This window comes from Rhodococcus aetherivorans (genome assembly GCF_025722975.1).
In the GTDB taxonomy this organism is placed as follows: domain Bacteria; phylum Actinomycetota; class Actinomycetes; order Mycobacteriales; family Mycobacteriaceae; genus Rhodococcus; species Rhodococcus aetherivorans.
On the sequence record NZ_CP106982.1, the window covers coordinates 1305400 to 1331173 of the forward strand.

General features: G+C 69.3%; 25 protein-coding genes and 1 pseudogene. 19 read left to right on the top strand and 7 right to left on the bottom strand.

Annotated features, from left to right (window positions below; genetic code table 11):
- Positions 1-7: 7 nt before the first annotated feature.
- A complete protein-coding gene (locus OCS65_RS06150; RefSeq protein ID WP_180986965.1) occupies positions 8-1135 on the bottom strand; it encodes a helix-turn-helix domain-containing protein in 1128 nt (375 codons plus the stop codon).
- Between the two features lie 171 nt (positions 1136-1306).
- Here OCS65_RS06150 and OCS65_RS06155 point away from each other — a divergent pair.
- Positions 1307-1489 (top strand): annotated as a pseudogene (locus OCS65_RS06155) (nitrilotriacetate monooxygenase); the annotation flags it as partial.
- A 42-nt stretch (positions 1490-1531) separates the two neighbouring features.
- Here OCS65_RS06155 and OCS65_RS06160 read toward each other — a convergent pair.
- Positions 1532-2035 carry an FBP domain-containing protein gene (locus OCS65_RS06160; RefSeq protein WP_029545972.1) on the bottom strand — a complete coding sequence of 168 codons (504 nt, stop codon included), beginning with the start codon at positions 2033-2035 and terminating at the stop codon, positions 1532-1534.
- Positions 2036-2062: 27 nt separating this feature from the next.
- Here OCS65_RS06160 and OCS65_RS06165 point away from each other — a divergent pair, with 27 nt between their 5' ends.
- The 12 genes from OCS65_RS06165 to OCS65_RS06220 all read left to right on the top strand — a co-directional run bounded on the left by OCS65_RS06165 (position 2063) and on the right by OCS65_RS06220 (position 15477).
- Positions 2063-2764 carry a TetR/AcrR family transcriptional regulator gene (locus OCS65_RS06165; protein WP_232334153.1) on the top strand — a complete coding sequence of 234 codons (702 nt, stop codon included), beginning with the start codon at positions 2063-2065 and terminating at the stop codon, positions 2762-2764.
- Positions 2765-3018: 254 nt separating this feature from the next.
- A complete protein-coding gene (locus OCS65_RS06170) occupies positions 3019-4308 on the top strand; it encodes an ATP-grasp domain-containing protein (protein ID WP_029545970.1) in 1290 nt (429 codons plus the stop codon).
- Positions 4305-5153, top strand: coding sequence for a hypothetical protein (locus OCS65_RS06175; protein WP_029545968.1), 849 nt, complete (start codon positions 4305-4307; stop codon positions 5151-5153). The genes OCS65_RS06170 and OCS65_RS06175 overlap by 4 nt, the downstream gene beginning before the upstream one ends.
- Positions 5150-6223 carry a PLP-dependent cysteine synthase family protein gene (locus OCS65_RS06180; RefSeq protein ID WP_029545965.1) on the top strand — a complete coding sequence of 358 codons (1074 nt, stop codon included), beginning with the start codon at positions 5150-5152 and terminating at the stop codon, positions 6221-6223. The genes OCS65_RS06175 and OCS65_RS06180 overlap by 4 nt, the downstream gene beginning before the upstream one ends.
- A complete protein-coding gene (locus tag OCS65_RS06185) occupies positions 6220-7248 on the top strand; it encodes an enolase C-terminal domain-like protein (protein ID WP_029545963.1) in 1029 nt (342 codons plus the stop codon). The genes OCS65_RS06180 and OCS65_RS06185 overlap by 4 nt, the downstream gene beginning before the upstream one ends.
- Complete coding sequence (locus OCS65_RS06190) at positions 7245-8501, top strand: MFS transporter (RefSeq protein WP_029545961.1); 1257 nt, start codon at positions 7245-7247, stop codon at positions 8499-8501. Before OCS65_RS06185 ends, OCS65_RS06190 begins: the two co-directional genes overlap by 4 nt.
- Positions 8498-9322 (top strand): class I SAM-dependent methyltransferase, encoded by an 825-nt coding sequence (locus tag OCS65_RS06195; protein WP_029545959.1) that lies wholly within the window; start codon positions 8498-8500, stop codon positions 9320-9322. The genes OCS65_RS06190 and OCS65_RS06195 overlap by 4 nt, the downstream gene beginning before the upstream one ends.
- Before the next feature lie 56 nt (positions 9323-9378).
- On the top strand, positions 9379-10947 hold the full coding sequence (locus OCS65_RS06200; RefSeq protein ID WP_029545957.1) for an ABC transporter substrate-binding protein: 1569 nt from the start codon (positions 9379-9381) through the stop codon (positions 10945-10947).
- A gap of 32 nt (positions 10948-10979) precedes the next feature.
- Positions 10980-11894, top strand: a complete 915-nt coding sequence (locus OCS65_RS06205) for an ABC transporter permease (RefSeq protein WP_263509184.1) — start codon at positions 10980-10982, stop codon at positions 11892-11894.
- Entirely contained in the window at positions 11891-12727 is an 837-nt protein-coding gene (locus tag OCS65_RS06210; RefSeq protein WP_006944265.1) for an ABC transporter permease subunit, read from the top strand. The genes OCS65_RS06205 and OCS65_RS06210 overlap by 4 nt, the downstream gene beginning before the upstream one ends.
- The gene (locus OCS65_RS06215; protein WP_029545951.1) at positions 12724-14163 is read left to right on the top strand and encodes an ABC transporter ATP-binding protein; all 1440 of its coding nucleotides are present in this window, start codon (positions 12724-12726) and stop codon (positions 14161-14163) included. Before OCS65_RS06210 ends, OCS65_RS06215 begins: the two co-directional genes overlap by 4 nt.
- Before the next feature lie 108 nt (positions 14164-14271).
- On the top strand, positions 14272-15477 hold the full coding sequence (locus OCS65_RS06220) for an enhanced intracellular survival protein Eis (RefSeq protein WP_006935090.1): 1206 nt from the start codon (positions 14272-14274) through the stop codon (positions 15475-15477).
- Positions 15478-15894: 417 nt separating this feature from the next.
- On the opposite strand, the gene OCS65_RS06225 is transcribed toward OCS65_RS06220, so the two are convergent.
- The 5 genes from OCS65_RS06225 to OCS65_RS06245 form a co-directional block, all read right to left on the bottom strand.
- Complete coding sequence (locus OCS65_RS06225) at positions 15895-16347, bottom strand: hypothetical protein (RefSeq protein ID WP_029545948.1); 453 nt, start codon at positions 16345-16347, stop codon at positions 15895-15897.
- Positions 16348-16366: 19 nt separating this feature from the next.
- Positions 16367-17515, bottom strand: coding sequence for a DUF6745 domain-containing protein (locus OCS65_RS06230; protein ID WP_029545946.1), 1149 nt, complete (start codon positions 17513-17515; stop codon positions 16367-16369).
- Positions 17516-17753: 238 nt separating this feature from the next.
- Positions 17754-18194 (bottom strand): VOC family protein, encoded by a 441-nt coding sequence (locus OCS65_RS06235; protein ID WP_029545944.1) that lies wholly within the window; start codon positions 18192-18194, stop codon positions 17754-17756.
- A 273-nt stretch (positions 18195-18467) separates the two neighbouring features.
- Positions 18468-18977 (bottom strand): ClbS/DfsB family four-helix bundle protein, encoded by a 510-nt coding sequence (locus tag OCS65_RS06240; RefSeq protein WP_029545942.1) that lies wholly within the window; start codon positions 18975-18977, stop codon positions 18468-18470.
- A gap of 81 nt (positions 18978-19058) precedes the next feature.
- Positions 19059-19586, bottom strand: a complete 528-nt coding sequence (locus OCS65_RS06245) for a flavin reductase family protein (protein ID WP_029545940.1) — start codon at positions 19584-19586, stop codon at positions 19059-19061.
- Positions 19587-19832: 246 nt separating this feature from the next.
- On the opposite strand from OCS65_RS06245, the gene OCS65_RS06250 reads away from it, so the two are divergent.
- From OCS65_RS06250 to bphC, 6 genes are all read left to right on the top strand, one after another.
- Positions 19833-20702, top strand: coding sequence for an alpha/beta fold hydrolase (locus OCS65_RS06250; RefSeq protein ID WP_029545938.1), 870 nt, complete (start codon positions 19833-19835; stop codon positions 20700-20702).
- 120 nt (positions 20703-20822) lie between these two features.
- Positions 20823-21608, top strand: a complete 786-nt coding sequence (locus OCS65_RS06255) for a 2-keto-4-pentenoate hydratase (RefSeq protein ID WP_006935104.1) — start codon at positions 20823-20825, stop codon at positions 21606-21608.
- Positions 21609-21619: 11 nt separating this feature from the next.
- Complete coding sequence (locus tag OCS65_RS06260; protein WP_029545936.1) at positions 21620-22522, top strand: acetaldehyde dehydrogenase (acetylating); 903 nt, start codon at positions 21620-21622, stop codon at positions 22520-22522.
- 39 nt (positions 22523-22561) lie between these two features.
- A complete protein-coding gene (gene dmpG, locus OCS65_RS06265) occupies positions 22562-23584 on the top strand; it encodes a 4-hydroxy-2-oxovalerate aldolase (RefSeq protein ID WP_102799512.1) in 1023 nt (340 codons plus the stop codon).
- A 31-nt stretch (positions 23585-23615) separates the two neighbouring features.
- Positions 23616-24794 (top strand): acyl-CoA dehydrogenase family protein, encoded by a 1179-nt coding sequence (locus OCS65_RS06270; RefSeq protein WP_102799513.1) that lies wholly within the window; start codon positions 23616-23618, stop codon positions 24792-24794.
- Between the two features lie 34 nt (positions 24795-24828).
- On the top strand, positions 24829-25740 hold the full coding sequence (gene bphC / locus OCS65_RS06275; RefSeq protein ID WP_043798586.1) for a biphenyl-2,3-diol 1,2-dioxygenase: 912 nt from the start codon (positions 24829-24831) through the stop codon (positions 25738-25740).
- The last annotated feature ends 34 nt before the right edge of the window (positions 25741-25774 follow it).

The window sequence follows — 25774 nt, forward strand, 5'->3', positions numbered from 1 at the left end:
CGGAATGTCACCTGATCACACGGACTTCGACACCGTCCGCGAACCGGTACGGCTGGGGCGTCAGCACAGGGCCGAGGCTCTTGCGCAGCCGGGAGACCTCGGCGCGGACGGCAACGATGTGGTCCCGGTCGCCGAACAGGGCCTCGCTCAACGACGCGGCATCGATACCGGCCGATCGGGTACGTGCCAATACCCTCAGAATCTGCGCGTGCCGCGGTGACAGGGCACGCGTCCATTCCATCTCCCCCCGCACCGTCGCCCGAGGGGCCGCCCCCAGGTCGAGTTCGAGTTCGATGGCCGTCCGTTCCGCGCGGCGGCGCACCAACCATGCGTCACCGAGCGGTTCGGGTACGCAAAGTCCGAGACCGGGCACGAGCAGTGGTCGGTCGGCCTCCGGTGATGCCAGTCGTTCGGGAACGCCGATGCCGCTGGCTGCCACGACCCAGCCGTGACCGTCCACGACGACAGCAGGCCCGCACGTCCTTGCGAGCACCGGCGCCGCGTCAGTACGGAGCCTGTCGAGGTGGGCGGCATGCTCGCGCCAGAGCATCGACTCAGCCAACCGCACAGCCGTCTGCACGAGGGCCACGGTGGCCGGATGCACCGACATCGCCGACCCGCTGAGATCCAGTACGCCGAGTACCTCGCCGGAGCGTGGATCGTGGACCGGTGACCCCGTACACGACCAGCCGTAGTGGGACCGCGCATAGTGTTCGGCCGAGAAGAGCTGTACCGGAGCGTCCTCGACCAGCGACGTGCCGACAGAATTGGTGCCTACCGACTTCTCCGACCAGCGGGCGCCTTCCACGAATCCGAGGACGTCAGCTTCCCTCTGCACGTCGCGTGCACCCTCTCGCCACAGCACCACCCCGTCCGAGTCGGCGACGACCACGATGAAGTTCGCGTCGCTCGCCACCTCGGTCAAGGCGCCGCGTAGCTCGGGCAGAACCGACGTCAGGGCACTTCGTGCACGGCGAGCTTCGAGTTCGGAGACGTCCGCGAGTACGACGTCCTCACACCGGGCGGGACTGACACCGTCTGCCCGAAGACGCGACCACGACCGGGCGACAACGTCACGCGGAGGCACCGGCGGCGTCCGACCGGACATCACCGCGTCGTGGACGTCGCTCAACAATCGGGCGCGTCGCGACAAGTCTTCACCGGAACCGAAAGCGAGCAACCGTTGGCGCGCCGAACTGGCCCTACTCACACCGTTCAGCCTACCGTCAGGAGTGTGAGCCGCACCATGGCCCCTGCCGTCTGCGGCCATCACGAACGCGGAAGTCGTCGACGATCTCACGCACTCGTCGAGGAGTGGTTCGTTGCCGGCGCCTGCGACGGATTCAACCTGATGTGTCCGGCGTATCCGGATTCGCTGGACGACTTCGTCGACCTCGTCGTCCCGGAACTGCAGCGCCGCAGCCTGTTTCGCGCCACGTACCCGGGTACCACGTTGCGCGACAGTCTGGGACTGTGGTCCTTCGCGTAAAGGCGCTCGGGTGATGGCGCCGCTCGGGTAGTGGACAGCGGGTTATGGGTCCTGCTCGTCGAGCACCCGCCCGATGAAGCCACCGAGTCGAGTCTCGAGGTGGCGGATCCGAGTCTCGGTGGGCAGTGCTCGATCGGGCTGATTGCCAGGCAGTGGCAGCAGCTCTCGCACATACAGTGAGCACGCGAAGTTGCTGCACATGTAGGTTCCGACGCTGTTTCCGGCCTTGCCGCCGGCGCCGGCCTTGCGTGCCGTGAACAGCGCCGTTCCGCCGATGCGGTGAACGGCGTGGCAGATGGTGCACATCGTGCTGCGCGGCCGGGAGCTGTCGGTCTCGGCCTGTCGCAACTCGATTCCGACCACCTGCCCGGCGTGCTGGGCAATCAGATACGCGCGAAGCGGGGCTCGGGGGTCCGTCCAGCCGAAGAAGTCGAGTTCCGCCCAGCGCACGGTGTCGAAGTCGGGCGGGAACGTCACCGTCCTGATCTTGCTGCGCGAGCTGTTGACGAACGATCCGAGGACGTCGTCGCGGGACGGTGCCTGCATCACCACTATTCCTTCCACGTTTGATTCATGAAACAAGTGGAGTATAAACTCGCGGGCATGGGTCGCCACAAGGATGTCGAGCGTCGGCGCGCGCTCCTCGAGGGCTGCTGCGCCTACGCCGAGGAGCAGGGGCTGTTCGGTCTCACCCTCCGCCCGCTGGCCGATCGGCTCGAAACGTCGACCCGAAATCTCCTCCACCACTTCGGCAGTCGTGAGAACCTGATCGTCGAGATCGTCGACCGCACCCTGGTGACCCATCTGACCGCGTCGCGGGATCTGCTCCTGCGGATCCGCGATCTCTCGGCCGACGAGTCGTCGCCGTCGGCGACCGCCGCCCACGTGACCGCCGTGATCTCGCAGGGGCTCGAGATGGCGTGGGCGGAAGCGCACACGCCGGATGGGCGCCGGCGAACCGCCATGTTCTTGGAGATCTATGCCGCGGCGACGCGGGATCCCGAGCTGCAGCAGACATTCCTCGTCCCGGTGGTGACGGAATGGGTCGACCCCATGGCCGCGGCGATCGAGGCCGCGGGCGCGTCACCGGGCGCGGCCCGGTCCGTCGCCTCGCGCATCCTCGCGGCCCATCGAGGTCTTCTCCTCGAGGATCTCGCGCTCGGCTGCAACGTCGCCACCGATGCCGCGCATCGGGACGCCGTCCTGGCGGTCCGTACCGAGATCTCCCGTGCGACTTCCTCGGGCGGGGAAGGGGTCCATGACCCGGCGGAGTGAGCAGCCCGCCAGTCGTTCGTCGCGATCTCGTTCGCACCGCTGTTCCGGGCTTTCCCGTCGTCGCCGGGGTCGCCGGCCGGCCTGGTATCGAGCCCCGGCTCGATCGGCTGACCGGCACGAGCTGCCGGACCTTTCCTGGGCACCTGTTCTCGCCAGGCTCGCAATCTTCGACACACCGGTCTTGCTAACGATAACGATTATCAGTAGCTTCTGTGGCGCTGGGTACTGCGGGAGATGCGAGCGGAAGGCCACGTGTGGCACACCTACTGCTGGTGGAGAGCTGGGTCGGCGCAATGGGAACGTTGCTGCCGAGAGCGATTGCCGACCTGGGAGTCGAGTTCACGTTCCTGACCCGACGGCCGGAGCACTACCCGGACACCCTGCCGGACGGTTCCCCGCATCCGCTGCGTCTCGGTCGCGCGGTAGCGACTGCCGAGACCAACGATCCGGCTGCCGCACTCGAGGCGGCGCGGCGGATCGATGCCGAGGCAAGGATCGACGGCGTCCTCACCAGCTGCGACTACTACCTGCCGACCGCCGCGCGAATTGCCTCCGCACTCGGACTTCCCGGTCCGACACCCGAGGCGATCGAGACCGCCTGCGACAAGGCGCGCACCCGGGCGGTGTTGGATTGCGTCGGTGTCCCGGGGCCGCGGCACACCACCGCGTCGGTCGACGACACGATCCGGCTCCGTACCGCGGCCGAGTCGGTGGGATTCCCCTTGGTGGTCAAACCCACCGATCTGTGTGCGGGAATGTTCGTGCGACGCGCGGACAGTTGGCTGGATGTCGAGTCGGCGGTGCACGCGCTGCGGGGGTTCGAGATCAATGCGCGCGGGCAGCGGCGGAACTCGACGGTGTTGCTCGAGGAGTTCCTCACCGGCCCGGAATTCAGTGTGGAGAGCTGGATTTCGCGCGGCAAGGTCCACACGGTCGGCGTGACCGACAAGAGCTTGGGTGGGGCGTCGGGTTTCGTGGAGACCGGGCACATGTTCCCGGCCGACCTGGCTGAGGGAGACCGCGCGAGAGTGGTGGCCGCCGCGGAGGAGGCGATCGATGCGGTGGGTCTCGATCACGGTGTGGTGCACACCGAACTACGCCTGACCGCCGCTGGGCCGCGGATCATCGAGATCAATCCACGGCCGGCCGGCAATCAGATCACCGAGCTGATCCGGCATGTGAGCGGAGTCGACCTGCCGCGGGTGGCGGTCGAGCTCGCACTGGGACGCGAGCCGATCGTCCCGACGGTCCCGGACGAGCACCGTGACGGCGGACGGCCCTCGAGCGCAGCCGTGAGCATGCTGGTGCCGACGAGGGCGGGTGTTGTCACCGGAATCGAGGGAGTGGACACCGTCGCAGCCGATCCGTCGGTGGTCTCGGCGGCGTTCAAGGGGCCCGGTCACCGAACCACGCCGGGAATGGACAACAACAGCTACCTGGGCAGCGTCGTCGTCATCTCGCCGGAGCGGTCCGGGGCCCGCCCGCTGGCGGAGCGCCTGTTGTCGTCGATCTCCGCCACATACGGCGAGGAGCCGGCGTCATGACCGCCACCTCAGCGATCGGTACCGCGACGAACGGTCGCCTGGCTGCGCTTCTCGAGCGCTACCGCACCGACCCTGCCCGGCGTCCCGCGCGCGATGTGGTGGTGTCGGTTGCGTTCACCACGTCACAGGGAGTACGGCACGGCGGGCGCAGTGGCGGCTACCGCAACCAGGTGATCTCGCTGCGGGTGGGGGCTGCGACGGGCTCGTGCGCGGTCGAGCCGGGCTCGGTGGATCCGGAGATCGTGCACGCGTGCGCAGGGGTGGCGGTGGCCGATCTGCTGCACCATGCCGAGATCGCCGTGCAGATCGCCGCACTCGATGCTTACCTGACGCACCAGCGCCCGCACTCGGGTGAGCCCCGCGCAGTGACGGTGCAGCTGGATTCCGGGGATTCGCTGCAGCGCTCGCTGGCCCGGGCGCATCACGTGACCGGGCTGGTCGACGCACCACCCGACGGGCGGGTGCTGGTGATCGGAGTGGTCAACTCGCTGCTCGTCAGCTTGCGCGAGCGCGGGCTGCGGTACGTGCCGTGTGATCTGAAGGGCGGCACCACCGAGTGGGGTGAGCCGATCGTTACCGGCTTCGCCGAGCATCTCGACGAGTGTGATGCGGTGCTGGCCAGCGGAATGATGCTGGGCAACGGCACCGTCGACACCTTGTTCGCGCGGGTGGCAGGGTCCGGCCGGCGGCTTCCGGTCACGATGTTCGCCCAGAGTGGCGCCGCGGTCGCCCGGGAGTTGCTCGGACGCGGCATCGACGCACTCTCCGCCGAGCCGTACCCGTTCTTCTGGCTGACCGGGGACGCCGGCCCGATCTACCTGTACCACGGGTCGCGTGCACGATGACCGTGATCGATTCGCCGGCGCGGGTGGGGAACAGCCCACTCGTGCGCATCCTCACCCCGGTGCCGAACCCGCATCCGGGCTACTTCGCGAAGATCGAGTCGCTCGGCTTCGGTGGGCTCAAGGCGCGGTCGGCCCTGTCGATGCTGGCCGGTGCCCGGCGACGCGGGGAACTGCGTGACGGCGCGCGGATCGTCGAATCCACCAGCGGCACTTTGGGGGTCGGGCTGGCATACGTGGCACAGCCACTCGGCCACCCCGTCACCCTGGTGGTGGACTGCGAGCTCGAACCCGCCATGCGCAATCTGCTGTGCGCGCTGGGTGCCACCTTGGAGATCGTGGGCCGTCCGCACCCGGAGGGCGGGTGGCAGCAGGCCAGGCTCGACGTCCTGCACCAAATTCTTGCCGCCGACCCGGATGCGTACTGGCCCAACCAGTACGACAATCCCGACAACGCCGTGGGCTACCACGGGCTCGCCGACGAGATCGTCGCGGGCCTGGCCGCACAGGGTATCGAGCGGGCCGAGGTGCTTGTGTGCAGTGTGGGCACCGGCGGCCACAGCAGCGGAGTGGGTCTGCGGTTGCGGCAGGTGTGGCCGGACCTGCGGATCATCGGGGTCGATGCGGTGGGGTCGACGATCTTCGGACAGCCTGCCGCCTGCCGGGTCATGCGGGGACTGGGCAGCAGCGTGCATCCGGGCAATGTGCGATACGAGATGTTCGACGAGGTGCACTGGGTCGGCCCGCGCGAGGCCGTGCACGCCTGCCGCAGCCTGGCGCGGGACGGGTTCCACACCGGCGGCTGGTCGACGGGTGCGGTGGCCACGGTGGCCGGGTGGGCGGCCACCCGCTGGCCGGGCCCGGTGGTCACCGTCTTTCCGGACGGCCCCGACCGCTACCTGCGCACCATCTTCGACGACGACTGGTGCGCTCGGCACGGCCTGCTCGCTCCGCCGCGAACACATCCGCACGAGATCGCCGAGTGCGGTGACCCGGCGGAGTGCTGGACGCGGTGCGAATCCGTGCGGGCCCCGCACCCGTCGGCGAGGGACCGGATGGAGACGGCGCGATGAGCCTGACCTGGTCGGTGAGCACCCTCGCCCTGGCCCGGCCGTTCCGGATCAGCCGGGCGGTGATGTCGTCCCGCCAGGCGGTCACGGTCACCGTGACCGATCCCGAAACGGGATCGTGCGGCCGCGGCGAGGTCGTCACCTCCGTGTTCGCGGGCCTGGACGTGCACCACATCGAGACCCAGCTGCGGGCAGTCGCGGCGTACTGCGGTGCCCGAGGGATCCCCGAAACGATTCCGGCACAGGTGCACCCGGCGGTTGCCGGCGCCGTGTGGTCCGCCGTCGCCGACTACCGGGCACGTGTGAACAGGCAGACGGTCGCTGCGCACCTCGGGTTGCCGCTGCCCGCCGAGATCCCGATCTCCCGCACCCTCGGAATCGGTGCGCCCCAGGACATGGCCGCCGAGGCCGCCGAGTTGTCCGGGTGTGGGTTCGCTCTGCTGAAGGTCAAGACCGACGCCGACCCGACCGAATCGGTACGGCGGCTGGCCGCCATCGCCGCTGCCGCTCCAGGCGTGGATCTGATCGTCGACCCGAACGAAGCGTGGACCGCGGCCACCGCCCTGTCGGTGCTCGCCGACAGCGGTGGTCTGCCGATCGTCGCGCTCGAACAACCGCTGCCGGTGCACGACCGCGACGGAATGCGGGAGCTGCGCAGCCGCACCGATCTTCCGCTCGTCGCGGACGAGGCCGTCCACGGCCTGGCGGACCTGGACGAGCTGACCGGCCTCGCGGACGTGGTGAACATCAAACTCGCCAAGTGCGGCGGCATCTACCGCGCCCACGCACTGGCCGCGGCGGCCGGCGCGCGCGGAATGGAGGTGATGCTCGGCTGCCTGGTGTGCAGCTCGCTGGGTATCGCCCCCGCGGCGCAGCTGGCGTCCCTGGCCCGATGGTGCGACCTGGACGGGCACCTGCTGCTCGCCCGAGACCCGTGGGCCGGCCTCGGGGGTGAAGACGGAAAGCTGCGCCCGAGCGGCCTGCCCGGACTCGGCGTGTACCGACCCGACAACGAGGAAACGCGATGACCGCCAACGACTCCCCGGCAGGGACATTCGCTCTGCTGCGCAGCTTCCCCCGCTCGGTACAACTGCTGGTGCTCAACCAGTACGGCGTCAACACCGGTTTCTACATGCTGGTGCCGTACCTGTCCATGCATCTGACCGGGAACCTGGGTCTGTCCCTGACGATCACCGGCCTGGTCCTCGGGGTGCGTACCCTCAGCCAGCAGGGCTTGTTCCTGATCGGGGGCACCGCTGCCGACCGGCTCGGACCCCATCGGGTCATCATCGCCGGCTGTGCCCTGCGGTCGGTGGGCTTCGCAGTGTTCGCTGTGGGCACCAGCGTGCCGCTGCTGCTTCTCGCCTCAGTTCTGTCGGGATTGGCTGGGGCTCTGTTCAATCCGGCCGTGCGCTCCTACATCGCGGTCGCCGAACCCCGGCGCCGGGCGGAGGCATTCGCGGTCTTCAACGTCTTCGCACAGGCGGGGGCACTGTCCGGACCGCTGATCGGCAGCGCGCTGCTGACGGTGGACTTCCGTACCGTCGCCGTCGCCGCGGCGGCCGTCTTCGCCGCCCTCACCCTGGCGCAGTTGCGGTTTCTGCCCTCCCACCCGGTGGACCGCGCCGAGACGACGGTGCTCCGCGGCTGGGGTGCGGTGCTGGCCGACCGCCGGTTCGTGCTGTTCACCGTGACCATGCTCGGGATGTTCGCCCTGCAGACGCAGATGTACCTGGTGTATCCGGTGCTGGCCGGGCGGATCACCGACTGGAGTGGGGCAGTGGCGGTGCTGTTCCTGTCCACCACCGTCTTCGGTCTGCTCGCCCAGGTGCGGCTGACCCGATGGTTCGATCGCCACACCAGCCGGGGCACGGCCATCACGGCGGGGCTGATGTTGATGGGCGCCGCGTTCGTGGTGGCACTGCCGGTCCTGTGGGGCGAACCCTCCCACGGCGCGGGACGGATCGGGCTGACGCTGGCGCCGTTGTTGCTTTCCGCCCTGATCCTCGAAGCGGGCATCCTGATCGCGCAGCCGTTCGTGATGGAACTGATCCCGGCATACGGGGCGTCGAACATCTCCGGAACTCTGTTCGGGATGTTCTACCTGGTCTCCGGGGTGGCCGCCGCCGGCGGCAATGCGTTGATCGGGTACGGCCTCGACCTGGGCAACGGGTGGCCCGGTGCGCTGGTGTGCGTCGCCCTTGCGTGGGGTTCGGCCACCGGGATCTGGCTGTTGCACCGCCGCGGCCTGCTCGCCGACCAGGCCGGAGCGCGGACATGACCACGGCTGCAGGGGCTCGGAACCTGTTGACGGACAACCCCGCTCTGTACGAGGCACGATTCCCCGACCCCGACCACAGTGCCGCCCGGTTCGTCGACGACATTCTCGCGACCTACCTGACCTCCGACGACGCGGCGCCGCGGACACACCCGGCGACGGTGCTGGACCTGGACTGCGGCACCGGCCGCGACCTGGGATACCTGGCCCGGCGGGGATACCGTTGCCTGGGCATCGACCAATCCCCGGCGATGGTGCGATACGCGCAACAACAGTATCCCGGCGTGAGAGCCGCGGTCGGCGACCTGCGCACCTTCGAGGTCGACGCGAGCGTCGACGCCATCGTCTGCCTCGACAGTGCCCTGCTGTACTGCCACACCGACGCCGAGCTGGAATCGTGCCTGCGCTGCTGCCGCAGGCACCTACGTCCCGGTGGGTTGCTGATCGCCGAAATGCGCAACGGCGCCTTCTTCCTCGGCAACCCCGAACTCCTCGACGGCCCCACCCACTCGGCCTTCTCCTGGCACGGTCACACCTGGCGGGCGGAGACCACCCTGTGGATCGACCACGCCGCACAGCTGCTACGCCGCCGCCGGCAGTGGCAGATCCCCGAGTGCACCGAGCCCCTCGTCCAAACCTCGGCGTGGCGGCTGCTGTTTCCGCTGGAGCTGACCGGCCACCTGCAGCGCGCCGGATTCGTGGTTCGGGCACTGTTCGACACGCCCGGACCCCGCACCGAGACCGGCTGGCCGGGACGAGGAACCGATCTCGGCGGCACTGCTCTCTGCGGCGACCGGCTGCACGTGATCGCCGAGGCCGTCTGATTCACCCCCACGCTCCACCCCGACCCGCTCGATCCACTGCCCGAGGAGATACCCCGATGAATCCGATTCCCCTGCCACCGCTTCCGCACCTGAGCCGGCGCTCGTTCCTCGGACTCGGCGCCGCCGCCGGCGCCGTACTGCTCGGCGCATGCAGCACGAGCGGCGAGACCGCCCCCGCGGCCACCGCCGCGCCCCGGGACGGCGGCCGACTGCGAGCGGTGTTCGCCGGCGGCGGCGCACAGGAGGTGTTGGACCCGCACAAGACCAACCTGTACGCCGACGTCGCCCGCGCGAACGCGCTCTACGACAAGCTCGTCGAATACGGCGACGACCTCGGTCCGGTACCGCGGCTCGCCACCGCCTGGCATCCGAACGCCGACGCGACCACCTGGACGGTGGAGCTGCGCCCGGCGGTCTTCCACGACGGCCGGCCGGTGCGCGCCGCCGACGTGCTGTACTCCTACCAGCGGATCCTGGACCCGACGAACGCACTGCGCCCGCGGGCCTCTCTCGAGGTGATCGACATCGCGCGCTCCCGAGCTCTCGACGACCACATGATCGAATTCGTCTGCGCCCGCCCGTGCGGGGAACTGGCGAACGTGCTGGCCGCGTTCGGCGCCTACATCATCCCGGAGGGCACCACCGACTTCAGCCGTCCGATCGGCTCCGGGCCGTTCACGTTCGTCTCGTTCGAACCGGGTCGCTCGCTCGTCACCGCGCGATTCCCCGACTACTGGGACGGCGCCCCTCACGTGGACGAACTCGAGATCCTCACCGCTCCGGACGAGACCGCACGGATCAACGCCCTGCTCGGGGGGCAGGTCGACTACGCCGACGACCTCGGTGTCACCTCGGCGCGCACCTACGAAACCGATGCCCGGATGCAGATCCTGCGGTCCCCGCGCAGCGCGATGTCGGCGTTCGCGATGAAGGTGGACCGGCCACCCTTCGACAACGTGGATCTGCGGCGGGCGATGTTCGCCCTCGTCGATCGCGACGAGCTGGTCACCACCGTGCTGGGGAGCACCGGTGTGGTCGGCAACGACCTGTTCGGCAAGGACTTCAAGTACTACGCCGCCGACCTGCCGCACCGCACCATGGACCTGGACGAGGCCGAGGCCCTGATCCGCAAGGCCGGCGCCCGGAACACCACCATCGAACTGCAGACCACCGGCGCCACCAATGGATTCGTCGAGGCCGCGAACATCCTCGCCGAACAGGCCGGTCGCGCCGGACTGCGCATCGACGTCAAGGTGACGGAGGGATCGACCTATTGGACACACACCCTCGACGAGGGTGTGTTGTCGAGTTTCCGTTCCGGGGCCATGCCCATCGAAACCCACTTCGCGCAGCGGATGCTGTCGACCTCGGCGAAGAACTACACCCAGTGGCGCCGCCCCGAGTTCGACGCATTGTTCGCCACCGCCAGCGAAACCACCGACGAGAACATCCGGGCCCGCGCATATCAGCAGATGCAGTCGCAGCTCCACAGCGAGGGAGGTCTGCTGGTGTGGGGCTTCTCCGACGGCCTGCACGGGATGGCGCCGCACCTGGCGGGGATGGCCGAGAACGCGCCCAGCAACACCCTCGGGTACGCCCGCTTCGACAGGGCCTGGCTTTCGTGATGCTCGCCCGCTACGCCGGTACCCGCCTCACGGTGGGACTGGCCCAGGTGCTGGGCGTACTCGTCGTCGTCTTCTCGATCGCCTCCGCGCTGCCGGGGGACGCTGCGGTGGTGATCGCGGGCGATGACGCAGATCCGAGGCGGATTGCGCAGCTACGCGAGCTCCTCGGGCTGGACCGGCCGCTGTCCGTGCAGTTCGGGGACTGGCTGACCGGTCTGCTCGGCGGCGACCTGGGCACCTCCGTGGTATCCGGTCGCCCGGTCACCGCGATGCTGGGCTCGGCGCTGGCGCCGACGCTGACCCTCGCCGCTCTGGCGTTCGTGGTGCTCGTCCCGCTGGCACTGCTCCTCGGAGTGGTCGCCGCGGTGCGCCGCGGCCACCGGATCGACCGGGCCGTCACCGCCCTGACCGTAGCGTTCTACGCGGCACCGGAATTCGCGTTGGCGATCGTGCTGGTGGCAGTGTTCGCGGTCGGGCTGGGATGGTTCGCGCCCACCGCGGTCGGCGCCGGCGGTCCGTTGCTGATGCAACCGGAGCTGTGGGTGCTGCCCGTACTGGTGCTGGTGATCCGCCCGGTGTGCTCGCTGTCGCGGTTGGTGCGCTCGTCGCTGATCACCATCCTCGACACCGAATACATCCGGCACACCCGTCGCCTCGGTGTGCCCGTGCGCCGGGTGATCTGGCGGCATGCCCTGCCGGGCTCGCTCACCCCGGCGGCACAGCATCTCGCGCGGGTCGCCGATTGGCTGCTCGGCGGGGTCGTGGTCGTCGAGGCGGTGTTCGCGCTCGGCGGTCTCGGGCAGTTGCTGGTCAGCGCGGTCAGCAGCCGCGACATTCCGCTGTTGATGGGATTGGTGACGGTGTTCGCGGTGATCACGGTGGCGGTGAACACGGTCGCGGACATCGCGGCGTTCCAGCTCAACCCCACGGCCGGACTGGCATCGTGACCGGCTCCACGCTTCTCGAGCGTGCGGGTGGGCGGTCCCGGGTGCGCATCGGGGCTGCCCTGACCGCGGTCCCGCTCGCGGTCGCGCTGCTGGGGCCCCTGTTCACCGAACCCGGTGCCCGTGGCCCGGCGTTCACCTACGGGGACCAGTGGCTCGTGGGAACCGACTCCGAGGGGCGCGACCTGCTCACGCAGGTCCTGCTCGGGGGGCGCTCGCTGGTGCTGGTGGCCGCGGCATCCGTGGCCCTGACCTACCTGCTCGCCGTGCCGTGGGGGGCAGCTGCCGCGACCGCTCGGGTACGGATCGTCGACGAGATGCTGATGCGCCCCCTGGACCTGCTGCTGTCGCTGCCGTCGATCATGGTGCTGCTGCTGGCCGTTGCGCTCACCGACGCCGACCTGGTCGTTCTGACAGTCACCGTGGCGGTGCTGCTGTTCCCGGATGCGGCGCGTCTGGTGCGGGCATCGGCGCTGCACGCCGCGCACACCCCGGCCATGGAGGCGCTGCTGCTGCAACACGAAACCTGGTGGCGCCGGCACCTCGGCTATCTGGGACGATCGCTGCTCCCGGTCCTCGCGGCAGACGCAGGACTGCGGTTCGTCGGGGCGATCTACCTGGTTGCCTCGGCCAGCTTCCTGGGGGTGAGCGCGGACTCCGCCGGCACCGACTGGGCCGTGATGATCGACCGAAACCGCGCGGGCCTCGCCCTGGTCCCGTGGGGTGTCGTCCTGCCCGCGGCCCTGATCATCGCCTTGGCGATGGGTGTGAATCTGCTGTTCGACTCCGGCGCTCGCGCGGTAACACGCGAGGTGTCGACGAGGAAGTGGCGATGACCGAGGTAATCCCGGCGGCCCCGGCCGCCGCTGTGCCCAGCGGCACCATCCGAGTGCGCGGTCTGACCGCACGGACACGGGATCGGCTCCTGGTCGAAGGCGTCGACCTGGACATTCCCGCCGGGGTGGTCACCGCGCTCGTCGGGGCCTCCGGGAGCGGCAAGACCACTACCGCGCTGGCCTTGATGGGCGAGCGCCGCCCGGGGGTCGAAGTGACCACGACCGCCCTGGACACGGGCGGGGCACGGTTCGGGTATGTGCCCCAGCACCCCTCCTCGGCGCTGAACCCGGCCCTGCGGATCGGTACCGTGCTCGACGACATCGCTCGTGCCGGCCGACGGCACGGGCATCCGGTGACCGTGGCCGACGCACTCGAACGTGCAGGATTCGCCGATGATCCGGGCATGCTGCGCCGTTACCCGCATCAACTGTCGGGCGGACAGCAACAACGACTGGTCATCGCCCAGGCTCTGCTGACCGACCCGACATGCCTGATCCTCGACGAACCCACTACCGGGCAGGACCCGGCTCGTCGCACGGCGGTCCTCGACGAGATCACCCGACTTGCCCGGCAGGGCCTGACGATCGTGCTCGTCACCCACGACCTGGACGCGGTCCGCGCGGTCGCCCAGCGTGTGATCGTCATGGGCGGCGGCCGGGTGCTCGAGACCGGTGACGCCGCGATCCTGCCGGTCGCCGCCCCGCGGATCCCGCAGACACGCGCCGACAGCGCTGATTGCCGCCCGACCCGGGCCGACGCCCGGTTGATCCTGGACGCCGTCTCGGCGGGGTACCGCAACACCGAAGTTCTGCAGCGTTACTCGCTCTCGTTGCAGCCGGGCGAATGTCTGGCACTTCACGGCCCCTCGGGTTGCGGTAAGACCACCGCGGCTCGGGTCGTCGCGGGCTTGCACCCACCCACGGCCGGGCGGGTTCTTCTCGACGGCCACCCGTTGGCCGCATCGGTACGGCGACGGACCCGGCACCAAGCGGCGGCGATCGGGTACGTCTTCCAGGACGCCAAGGCGGCCTTCGACCCGTACCGCAGCGTGTGGGATCAGATCCTGCGCGGTCCGACACGCCTGCGCGGTGCCACCGGCCCGGAAGCGGCCGCGGCGGCCCGCCGCGCGCTCGACCAAGTGGGTCTGGCCGAACGGATCACCCGACAGCATCCCTCCGCACTTTCCGGCGGCGAGGCCCAGCGCGCCGCCCTCGCCCGTGTCCTGGCGGTCGAGCCGTCGCTGCTCATCTGCGACGAAGTCACCACGGGACTCGACCCCGCATCCCGACAGCGGGTGCTCGACATCTTGTCCGATCTCGTACGAACACAACGCATATCCCTGCTGATGATCAGCCACGACGGCGCCGTGGTGGACGCGGTCGCCGACCGGATCGTCGACATGACGCTCCCGGCCACGAACGGGGAACCGCCGTGAGCGCGCATCGCCGCGTCCGTCGCCGAGGAAACCCGACTGTATCCGCACCGAGCCCGAACCGGACAAATCACTCGCGTTCGGGGAGTCGGTTGTGTCAGTCTCTCGGACATGACCGTGCACGACGCCCTCACCATCCGTACCGCCACCGACGACGACTGGCCGGCCCTGGAGCTGCTCGACTCGGTGGCGTTCGGGTATCACCCCATCGATGCCGATCGGACGCTGCTTCGTCCGATGTTCCGCACGGAGAACATCGTGGTGGCGACCGAGCGGGGGGCGCCGATCGGTCAGGCGCTGTATCTGGACATGGAGCTCACCGTGCCCGGCGGGCACCAGGTCCCGGCATGTGGTGTCAGCTGGGTTTCGGTCGCTCCCACGCACCGTCGCCGCGGCGTGCTGCGGTCGATGTTCACCGAACTGCACCGCCGGATGGAGGCGACCGGGGCACCGCTGGCCGCCTTGACCGCCAGCGACGCCGGCATCTACGGGCGCTTCGGATACGGTCCGGCCACCGTCGCCACCGAGGTCACCGTCGATCGGCGCTTCGCTCGCTTCCGCGAGGACGCCCCCGATCCCGGCGGGGTGGTCCTTGCCGACGCTGTGACGGCGGCCAACCAGTTGCCGGAACTCTACGACCGGTGGCGGTTGCGCACGCCGGGAGCGCAGGCACGTCCGAAAGCCGAGTGGGACTACACCTTTGCCGATCCCGAAGAGCGCCGCGACGGCGCCTCGGCGCTGTTCTTCCTGGTTCATCCCGACGGGTACGCGACCTTCCGCCGCAAGGGATCCGACGCCGAGCCGGTCGCGGTGGTCGAGGAGTTGGTCGCGATCACCGACGACGCTCACGCCGCGCTGTGGCGCACCCTGTGCGGACTGGACCTGACCCACCGCATCGAAACCGTCCAGCATCCCGACGATCCGCTGCGCCTGCTGCTGACCGACTACCGCCTGCCGCGCACCACCTCCCGGGTGGACGAGTTGTGGCTGCGGATCATGGACGTGCCGGCCGCGTTGACCGCCCGCGACTATGCCGCCGATCTGGACACCGTGCTGACGGTCCGAGATCCGTTCCGCAGCGCCGGGGGCACTTTCGCGTTGACGGTACGCAACGGCCGGGCCCGGTGTGTCCGCACCGACTCGGCGCCGGTGATCACGCTGGATCTGGACGCGCTATCCGCGTTGTATCTCGGCGCGCACAGGGCCCGCACATTTGCTGCCGCCGGCCGGGTGGAGGCGCGCAGCGCCGGTGACATCGACGACCTGGACCGCGCATTCGACGTCGCCCGCCCCGCAATGTTGGGCTGGCACTTCTGAATCGAGCGCTGACCTGTGTCTTATCGGCACAGTGCGGGGCTCTCATGATCTGGTCGGATTTCTCGAGTTGTGACCTTCAGCAGTCGGCGGGCCGGGAGGGCGCCGCTCAGACACCCGAGTTAGGGGTCAGGGCTCGGCCGGGGGCACGACCTGCTGACCCGGGTGTAGGCGTGCCTGCAGCTCGATCCCGCCGCCGGTCGGTGCCGGCGGCAGCGCACCGTCCACACCACCAGCACCCACAGTGCCGCCCGGGGCGTGCCGAGCCTGGAGCCGATGACGTCGACGGTGGCTGTCGATGCCACGGTCAGTCACACCAGCACGATCACCGAGGTTACCGCCGCGAGCCCGCCACACCTCCGGACTGCGCGGACCGGCGACGCGTCAGCTCGGCGACGTCGATTCGACGACGTGTTCAGGTCAATCGGCGACCAGTCGCGCCGACCCGTAGCGTCCTGCGCCGTGCTCTCGTTGTCGACGGATCACGTAGCAGCCCGGAGCGATACCCGTCGCCCCGTGCTCGGGGTGAAGAAGATACGCCGTCCCGGTGGTCTCGGCGATGCCCAGAGCGAGACCCATGGTGTCCCGGACGGGAGTCGTCCACGTGCAGGTGCCCTCGTCGGCGACGAGGGAATGCGGGTTGCCGCCGGCGGCGCTCCGCAGCAACTCCACTCCCGATCGTGGCACCCGGATGGAGCGCGCCCACGATGTGCGTTCGACGGCGGCACCGACCATCGGGTAGGGGATGACGATCAGATCACCTTGAGCCTGGAGACCACCGGTCACCGGGACGGTGACCTCCCGGTCCAGGTGGTCGAGGACGTCCAGCCCGCTGAGGGCCGTGAGGTCGGACAGTGTGAGTTCGGAATGCATGGGATCACCTTGGTGGGGTTCAGGTTCGGCGAACGAGTTGTGCATAGTCGGTACCGCTGATGCCATAGGTCCAGCCCGCGGCGTCCAGAGCGGACGGAACCCATTCGGGGACGTGAAGGCCGTACCGGCGCCGTTGCCCGTCGCGTTCGACGGAACCGTTGACGACGAGCAGGATCCGGCCGGGGCGACCCCAACCGGTCGGGGATGCATACAGTCCGAGCGTGCATCCCGGGTTTCCCGGATCGTCTGCATGGTCCACGAGTGCGAGCGCGGCCATGTCGATGTACCTGTCCCAGCCGATTCGCTCGACGGCGCATCGGCGGACCTCGACATTGCGCTCGTCGTTGATCCGCTCGACGGTGGGATCGAGGACGACCCAATCGGGAACGATGGTGCCATGTTGCACGAAAACATGGCTGCCGTCCGAGAATTCGAGCGCCGGACGATCGGGGTGGTGTAAGCGGCGTTCGTTGTGGACGCCCTCGGGTGTGGGTTCGGTGTGCACGGCGGTGGGCCGTTCGGCCATGACGCAGACTCCGTCGAACGCCCACCACCACCCGGTGGCGCGGACCAGTGCGGCCTGAAGATCGAGAAGGTCGCCGTCGCGCGACTCGAAGCTCGCGAGGCCGAAGCGTCGGACCGTGTCGTAGTACGCGACCCGATGTGCCTCCTGTTGCCCGTACCAGGTGACGCCGGGAGTCGGGCGCGGCCACAGTGTGCGTATCGCCGTCGCGACACCGACGTACAGAGAGGTCCGCAACGAATCCCACACGGCCGCACGAACGAGCGGGTCCGGCCGGTGCCGCCGAAGTATGCGCGCGTCCATCCGGTCACGGGACGCGGACCAGAGTGCGGCGATCCCTGCCGAAGGGTGTGCAGGCTTTCCGAAGCGCAGCGGGGGGACCGATAAGCTTTCGTCGGCAATCAACTGCAGTGCCACTGGGGGAGAGGGTACCCAGACGAACTCCGGTTCCTCGAACCCCGCTCGTCGGTAGAGTCCTGCGACGGCGGATTCCGCGGAGGGCCGGTCGGAAGGTCTCGTACACAGTCCTTGCGCGAGCCAATGGTCGCGCCGGACGGACACCGCGGCGGCAATCGCGTGAGGATCGGTGATTCTGGTGGACAGGGTGCGGTGTGGAACCGCTGATGAGATCGGCACGGCGCTCACCGGATGGTGGCGGTGGCCGCCTTTCCTGTAGTCATGGTTATCGAGGATGGCACGGGAAGGCTCTGGGCGCAAGCAATTGTCCCGCCCAGGCATTCGGACGTGGACGAAGACCGGCGCCTACTTCATCGGCCGATCGTGACCGTCATCGATCGTCGTACGGGACTGCTGCAGAAGGGCATTCTCGGAGCTACCGCCGCGTCCAGGGCAACGGATCGACACATGGGCAACGGCGCGCGCGTCAGCCGATCTGCTCGAAGAGGGACACGATGATCCCTTCGGGTCCACGCACGTAGGCCATCCGCACGCTGTTCTCGTACTCGCCGATGCCGCCGATGAGCCCGTATCCGTCCGCAGCCACCGCATCGACGGCCGCTTGGAGGTCGCCGACCTCGAAGGACACGTTGCGCAGCCCGAGCTCGTTGGCCATCGCCAAGGGTGATCCGGGCACGTGGTCGGGCGTGACGAAGGTTGCGAGCTCGAGTCGGGTCCCTCCGTCGGGCGGCCGCAGCATGGCGATCTCACAGTGCGCTCCGGGGATGCCGCAGACGGTCTCCACGAACTCGCCCTCCACGGATCCGGTGCCCTCCACTTCGAGACCCAGTCCGACGAAGAACGCTGTCACCGAGTCGAGGTCCGCGACGGTGATGCCGATGTGGTCGAAACGTTTCACGTGCGCCATGGGATCCATCCTCCGATTGTCGTTGTGCCGATGCTGGGACGGAGGCGGGTCTGGGATCTCGACATGTACTTGCCGCAGAGCTGCGGGCGACCCGTGGTGTCGAAGGTCGCTGCCGTCCTGCACGTACCGGACCTCGCTGGTCATGGGCACGCATCCAGTGTTGTCCCGGGTGCTACGAAACCTGAGAAGTGACACGCGAGCGACCGGGCCGTCCGCGACGTCACCGAGGAGATCGGCGAGGAGTGGATCACCCGGCCGTCGACGGCGGGCGGCTCACAGGCCGTCGGCGCGTAGCCAGGTGCGGAGGCGGCGTCGGGCGTTGGTGTACGGGGAGGAGGTGTTGAGCTGGATCATCCGTCCCGCGGTGTACGTGCGATACCAGGGCGCGCCGTAGAGTTCGCCGTTGTCGAGCCCGCGCACCAGGGCAACGATGCGGTCGTGGGCGGCATCGAGCCGCTGCAGCAGCTGCGGCCACGGTACGTCGGCATGATCGCGGTAGAACTTCTGCGCCGGCGAGCCGAGTTGGTTCCAGGTGAATCCCGGTGCCGGGAGTTGCGGTTCGATGCCGCGAGCGCGGTCGTCGTGCCACGAAACGACCAGTTCGTTCCATCCGATCAGGTACGCCACCAGATCGGCCGGGCTCATCCGGGTTCCGGTGCGGTGCCCGGGCAGCGACGCCTCCCGGGCCCGTTCGACTGGCACACGTTGCAGCGCGCGCGTGAGCGCGCCGTACGTCTCGGTGAGGGCGCGCAGCAACTCGTCCTCGGTGTGCGGTACCGGCATGCGTGTCTCCGTGTGGCGGGCGGTGGTGTCGGCATGCACGGTATCGGCGACGGTGGTTCCTGTGCCTGGCGACGGCCCCGGTCAGACCACCGGCGCCGGGTGGTCGATCCCGAACCGGCCCCGGAAGAACAGCATCGGCCGCTCCTCGCACACGGTGTCCAGCTCGAGCACCCGGCCGATGATCACGTCGTGATCGCCGGCGACGTGCACCTCGTGCACCTCGGCGTGCACGCGCATCAGCACGTCCGGCAGTGTCGGCGTCCCCCACCGGGAGACCTCCCAGTCGAGTTCCTCGTACCTGCGGCCCCGGCTCGAGCCGAACCGCGCGCACAGGTCGGACTGGTCCTCGCGGAGCACGTTGACGCAGAAGCGCCCCGCGGCCCGGATGCGCGGCCACGCGCGGCCCCGGTGATCGGCGCAGATGAGGATCAGCGGCGGCTCCAGGGACACCGAGGCGAACGACTGGCACGCGAACCCCACCGGGCCCGCGTCGTCCAGTCCCGTCACCACGGTGACCCCGGTGGCGAACTGTCCCATCACCCGGCGCATCTCCTCCGGATCGGGCGCAGCGACGGTCGATCGTGCGAGTGTCGTCGTCTCGAGGGGCATGAGTCCACCTCCGGTTGTGGGGACGGATCGGCGTGCATACGCCGTGGTCGATGCGACCGACGCTAGGGCAGGCCCGGCGTGCCCCCCATCGGGGTCCCGCTGAGCGGAAGCGGCCGCGCGCGCCGCCTCGGCGGGCCGGGCGATCTCGCTGAACGGGATGGTGTATGGCCGCTGCGGGCCACGGCTGGCAGCCTGCGGTTCGTATGGGCGGTGCGCCCGGCACCACGGCGACGAACAGGGACGACGATGACGGATGTGAGCTACGAGGGGACCTTGAAGGAACTCTCCACCGACCAGGGTGTGCTGCGCTACCACGAGGCCGGCGACGGCCCGCCGCTGCTCCTGCTGCACGGCTCCGGCCCGGGGGTGACCGGTTGGCGCAACTACCGCGGCGTCCTCGCCGACTTCGCGCGGCACTTCCGCTGCCTGGTGCTCGAGTTCCCCGGCTTCGGCGTGAGCGATCCCGGCGACGGCCACCCCATGGTGATGGCCCAGGGCGCCGTCGGCACCTTCCTCGACGGCCTCGGCCTCGGGGCCGTGGACATGATCGGCAACTCCATGGGCGGGATCGTCGCCACCAAGGTCGCCATCGACGAGCCGCACCGGGTGCGCAGACTCGTCACCATCGGCGGCATGGGAAAGAACGTCTTCGCGCCGGGGCCGGGCGAGGGCATCAAGCTGCTGATGGAATTCACCGACAATCCCACGCGCGAGGGGCTCGTCCGCTGGCTCCACTCCATGGTCTACGACCCGGCCGTCGTCACCGAACAGCTGATCGAGGAGCGCTGGGCGCTGGCGACCGAGCCGAAGACGCTCGAGATCGCCCGCCGGATGTACAGCTCGCAGGCGTTCGCGGCCGGCGCCGCGGCCGCCGCGGCGTCGAACGCGACCCCGTACTGGGCGCAGCTGCACAAGATCAAGGCCCCCACCCTGCTGACGTGGGGCCGCGACGACCGGGTCAGCCCCGTCGACATGGCGATGCTGCCCATGCGCGACATCCCGAACAGCGAGCTGCACACCTTCCCGAAGTGCGGGCACTGGACGATGATCGAGGCCCGCGACGCGTGGCTCTCGGCCGTCCTCGCCTTCCTGCTGCGCGACGAGCGGCGGACCTAGCCCACGGTCCCGCTGAGCGGGAGAGCTTTTGCCCTCCCACCTGCGCATATGTCACCTTTCGAGTCAGTCGATCGGCGCGGAGAAGAAGCGCGGATCCTTCACCAGTTCCAGGAGTGCACGATGCTCGACGGTTCGCAGCGAATCGCCGCCGCCGATCTCTTGTGGGCCGCCGAGCGAGACCGCGCCCCGATCGGTCCGCTGACGGAGACGTTCCCCGAGATCGACGTGGTGGACTCGTACGAGATCCAGCTGATCAACATCCGCCGGCGGCTCGAGGCCGGCGCCACGGTGTACGGCCACAAGGTCGGGCTCTCGTCCGAGGTCATGCAGAAGATGATGGGCGTCGACGAACCCGACTACGGGCACCTGCTCTCGACCATGGTGTACTCCGAGGACGAGCCGATCGACACCGCGCAGTTCTGCTACCCGCGCATCGAGGTCGAGATCGGCTACGTCCTCGGCGAGACGCTGCCCGGCGCGGACTGCACCGAGGAGGACGTGCTCCGGGCCACCGAATACATCGTTCCCAGCATCGAACTCATCGACTCCCGGATCGAGGACTGGCGCATCGGCCTCGCCGACACGATCGCCGACAACGCCTCCTCGGCGGGCGTGATCCTCGGTGCCGGCCGCATCGCGCCGGACCGGGTCGACATCGGCGGTATCGCCGCGGTGCTGTACCAGGGCGACGAGGAGATCGCGCGCGGTGCGGCGGCCGCCGTGCTCGGCGACCCGACCCGTGCCGTGGCGTGGCTGGCCCGCAAGGTTGCCGGCTTCGGGGTGCGGCTCGAGGCCGGGCACGTGATCCTGCCCGGCTCGTGCACCCGCGCGATCGACGCCCGGCCGGGCGACACCTTCCGGGCCGAGTTCAGTGATATCGGCTCTGTCTCAGTCGAATTCAAGTGAGGAACAGACCAGTGACCAAGGCTACCGCCGCGATCGTCGGGCCCGGCAACATCGGCACCGACCTGATGTACAAACTGCTGCGCTCGGACGTCATCGAGCCGCGCTGGATGATCGGCGTCGACCCCGCCAGCGAGGGGCTCACCCGGGCGGCCGCCGAGGGTCTGGTCGCGAGCCACGAGGGCGTGGACTGGCTGCTCGCCCAGGACGAGCGCCCCGACGTGATCTTCGAGGCCACCTCGGCCTACGTGCACCGGGCGAATGCGCCCCGCTACGCCGAGCTCGGCATCCAGGTCGTCGACCTCACCCCGGCCGCCCTCGGACCCGCCGTCGTGCCCGCCGTGAACATGGGGGAGCACGAGGACGCACCGAACGTCAACCTCATCACCTGCGGCGGCCAGGCCACGATCCCGATGGTGCACGCCGTCTCCCGCGTCACCGAGGTGGAGTACGCCGAGATCGTCGCGAGCGTCGCTTCGCCGTCGGCCGGTCCCGGAACCCGCGCCAACATCGACGAGTTCACCCTCACCACCAGCCGCGGCATCGAGACGATCGGCGGTGCCCGAACGGGCAAGGCCATCATCGTTCTCAACCCCGCCGAACCGCCGATGCTCATGCGCGACACCGTGTTCTGCTCGATCCCCGAGGATGCCGACCGGGACGCGATCGCCGCGTCGATCCACGACGTGGCCGCGACCGTGCAGGGCTACGTTCCCGGTTACCGGCTGCGTGCCGAGCCGCAGTTCGACGATCCCACCCCGATGAGCGGCGGGCGCGCCCGGGTCGCGATCTTCCTCGAGGTCGAGGGCGCCGGCGACTTCCTGCCGCCGTACTCGGGCAATCTCGACATCATGACCGCGGCCGCCACCAAGGTGGGCGAGAGCTTCGCGGCCAAGCTGCTCGCCGCCCGCGTGTAGACCCCCACCGCAGACCGTACTTTCGAAGGAACACAGTCGATGCCCTACAGCGCAGATCTCGACATCCGGATCACGGACTCGTCGTTGCGTGACGGCTCCCACGCCAAGCGTCACCAGTTCACCGTCGAGGACGTGCGCTCCATCGTCGGTGCGCTCGACGACGCCGGCGTGCCCGTCATCGAGGTCACCCACGGCGACGGCCTCGGCGGCTCGTCGTTCAACTACGGCTTCAGCCGCACCCCGGAGCAGGAGCTCATCAAGGCCGCCGTCGAGACGGCGACGCAGGCGAAGATCGCGTTCCTGATGCTCCCGGGGCTCGGGGTGCGCTCGGACATCCGGGAGGCCGCCGACAACGGTGCCGCGATCTGCCGGATCGCCACGCACTGCACCGAGGCCGACATCTCCGCCCAGCACTTCGGTCTCGCCCGGGAACTCGGCCTCGAGACCGTCGGATTCCTGATGATGTCGCACAGTCAGCCGCCCGAGGTGCTCGCGAAGCAGGCCCGCATCATGGCCGACGCCGGCTGCCAGTGCGTGTACGTCGTCGACTCGGCCGGCGCCCTCGTCCTCGAGGGGGTCTCGGACCGGGTCGCGGCTCTGGTCGCCGAGCTGGGCGACGACGCCCAGGTCGGATTCCACGGCCACGAGAACATGGGCCTCGGCGTGGCCAATTCGGTGCTCGCCGTGCGGGCCGGGGCCCTGCAGATCGACGGGTCCACCCGCCGGTTCGGCGCCGGTGCGGGCAACACCCCGGTCGAGGCGTTCGTCGCCGTGGCCGAGAAGCTCGGTATCCGAACGGGTATCGACACCCTGAAGATCATCGACGCCGCCGAGGACGTCGTCCGGCCGGTCATGGACGGCGAGTGCCTCCTCGACCGGCTGTCGCTGACGATGGGCTACGCCGGTGTGTACTCGAGCTTCCTCAAGCACGCCGCCGCCCACGCCGAGCGGTACGGGGTCTCCGGTGCGGAGATCCTCATCGAGGCCGGCCGGCGCAACCTCGTCGGTGGCCAGGAAGACCAGCTGATCGAGATCGCCGTCGGTCTCGCCGCCCAGAAGTAGACCCCCGGGTCTTGAGAGAGAGCTGACAGTCATGGGCCAGGTTTTGGACAACATCATCCAGTACGCGGACGAGATCCGCGCCGAGGGCACCGAGGGCGACAAGCTCATGCGCCTGACGGACAACAACGCCAAGCGGCTGCGCGACGCCGGTGTCATCCGCATGCTGCAGCCGAAGGAACACGGCGGCCTCGAGGTCCACCCGCGGGAGTTCGCCGAGACCGCGATGGCGATCGGCGCGATGGACGGCGCCACCGGATGGGTCGCCGGCATCGTCGGCGTGCATCCGTGGGAGCTCACGTTCTTCGACCCCAAGGCGCAGGACGAGATCTGGGGCGAGGATCCCGACATGTGGATGGCCTCCCCGTACGCCCCGATGGGCGTCGCGGTTCCGGTCGACGGCGGCTACGTCCTCAACGGCCGCTGGTCGTTCTCCTCCGGCACCGACCACTGCGGCTGGATCATGATCGGCGCCGCAGTGGGCGACAAGGACGGCAACCGGCTGAACCCGCCGCAGGTCCTGCACGTGCTGCTGCCGCGCTCGGACTACGACATCGACCAGGACAGCTGGAACGTCGTGGGCCTGCGCGGCACCGGCTCGAAGGACCTGATCGTCGAGGACGCCTTCATCCCTGCCTACCGCACCCTCGACGCCGACATCGTCCTCGGCGGCAACGGGTGGCGTCACGCGGGCCGGGACGAAACCCTCTACAAGTTCCCGTTCTCGTGCATCTTCCCGCTGGGCATCACCTCGTCGCTCATCGGCATGGCCGAAGGCGCGCTCGCGTGCTACATCGCGGCCCAGAAGGAGCGCGTCGCGGTCACCGGCATCCCGATCAAGGAGGACCCGTACGTCCTCTACGCCCTCGGTGAGGCGGCCGCCGAGATCGCCGCGTCGCGCGCCGCGATCCTCGAGACCGTCGACCGCTTCTGGGACAAGACGGACAAGGGCCAGGAGGTCACGTTCGAGGAGCGCGCGATCGGCCGCCGCACCCAGACCGCCGCCGCGTGGCGGGCCGTGCGCGCCGTCGACGAGATCTTCGCCCGCTCCGGCGGCGGCGCGATGCACCTGAAGTTCCCGATGCAGCGCTTCTGGCGCGACGCGCACGTCGGCCTGTCGCACGCGATCCACGTCCCCGGCTCGATCTTCCACGCGTCTTCGCTGACCCAGCTCGGCGGCGAGCCGCAGGGCGTCCACCGCTCGATGATCTAGCCTGCCCCGCCGACCTTTTCAGGATGGAAGACAAATGACGGACATTCGAGCACTCGGATACCTCCGGATCCAGACCACCGACGTCGCGCGCTGGCGCGAACTCGTCGTCGACGGACTCGGCATGGCCGTGGGCTCCGGCCCGGAGCCGGACGGCCTCTACCTGCGGGTGGACGAGCGGCGCGCACGCCTGATCGTCCTGCCCGGCGAATCGGACAGGGCGCTCGCGGTCGGCTGGGAGGTGCGGGATCAGTTCGCACTCCAGCGTGTCCGGGAGACCGTGGAGAAGGCGGGTATCACCGTCGACGTCCTCTCGCAGGAGGAGTGCGACTACCGCGATGCCGAGCAGGTCATCGCGTTCGACGACCCGATCGGCACCCGCGTCGAGGTGTTCTTCGGTCCGGTGCTCGATCACAGCCCGGTGGTGACTCCGCACGGTGGCCGGTGGGTCACCGGCGAACAGGGCCTCGGCCATGTCGTACTGCCCGCCACCGATTTCGATGCGGCGTACGCGTTCTACACCGAGGTGCTCGGTTTCCTGCCGCGTGGCGCGATCCGCCTCCAGGCACCCGGACCGGCGCGGCGCGTGCGCTTCCTCGGAGTGAACCAGCGCCACCACAGCCTGGCCCTGTGCCCGGCGCCGCCGACCGAGGAGCCCGGCCTCGTGCACCTGATGACGGAGGTCGACACCCTCGACGCCGTCGGGCAGGCGCTCGACCGTGTGCGCAAGCTCGGCTTCTCCATCTCCTCGACGCTGGGCCGGCACACGAACGACAAGATGGTGTCGTTCTACGTTCGCGCGCCGGGCGGGTGGGACCTCGAGTTCGGCACCGAGGGGATGCTCGTCGACGAAACCTATTACACGGCCGAGGAGATCACCGCCGACAGCTACTGGGGCCACGACTGGTCCGAGTCCGAGCCGTTGGCGGCCTTCACGCCGAAGGCCTGACTCTCGCAGTGGAACACGACGAAGGCCCGGCCGG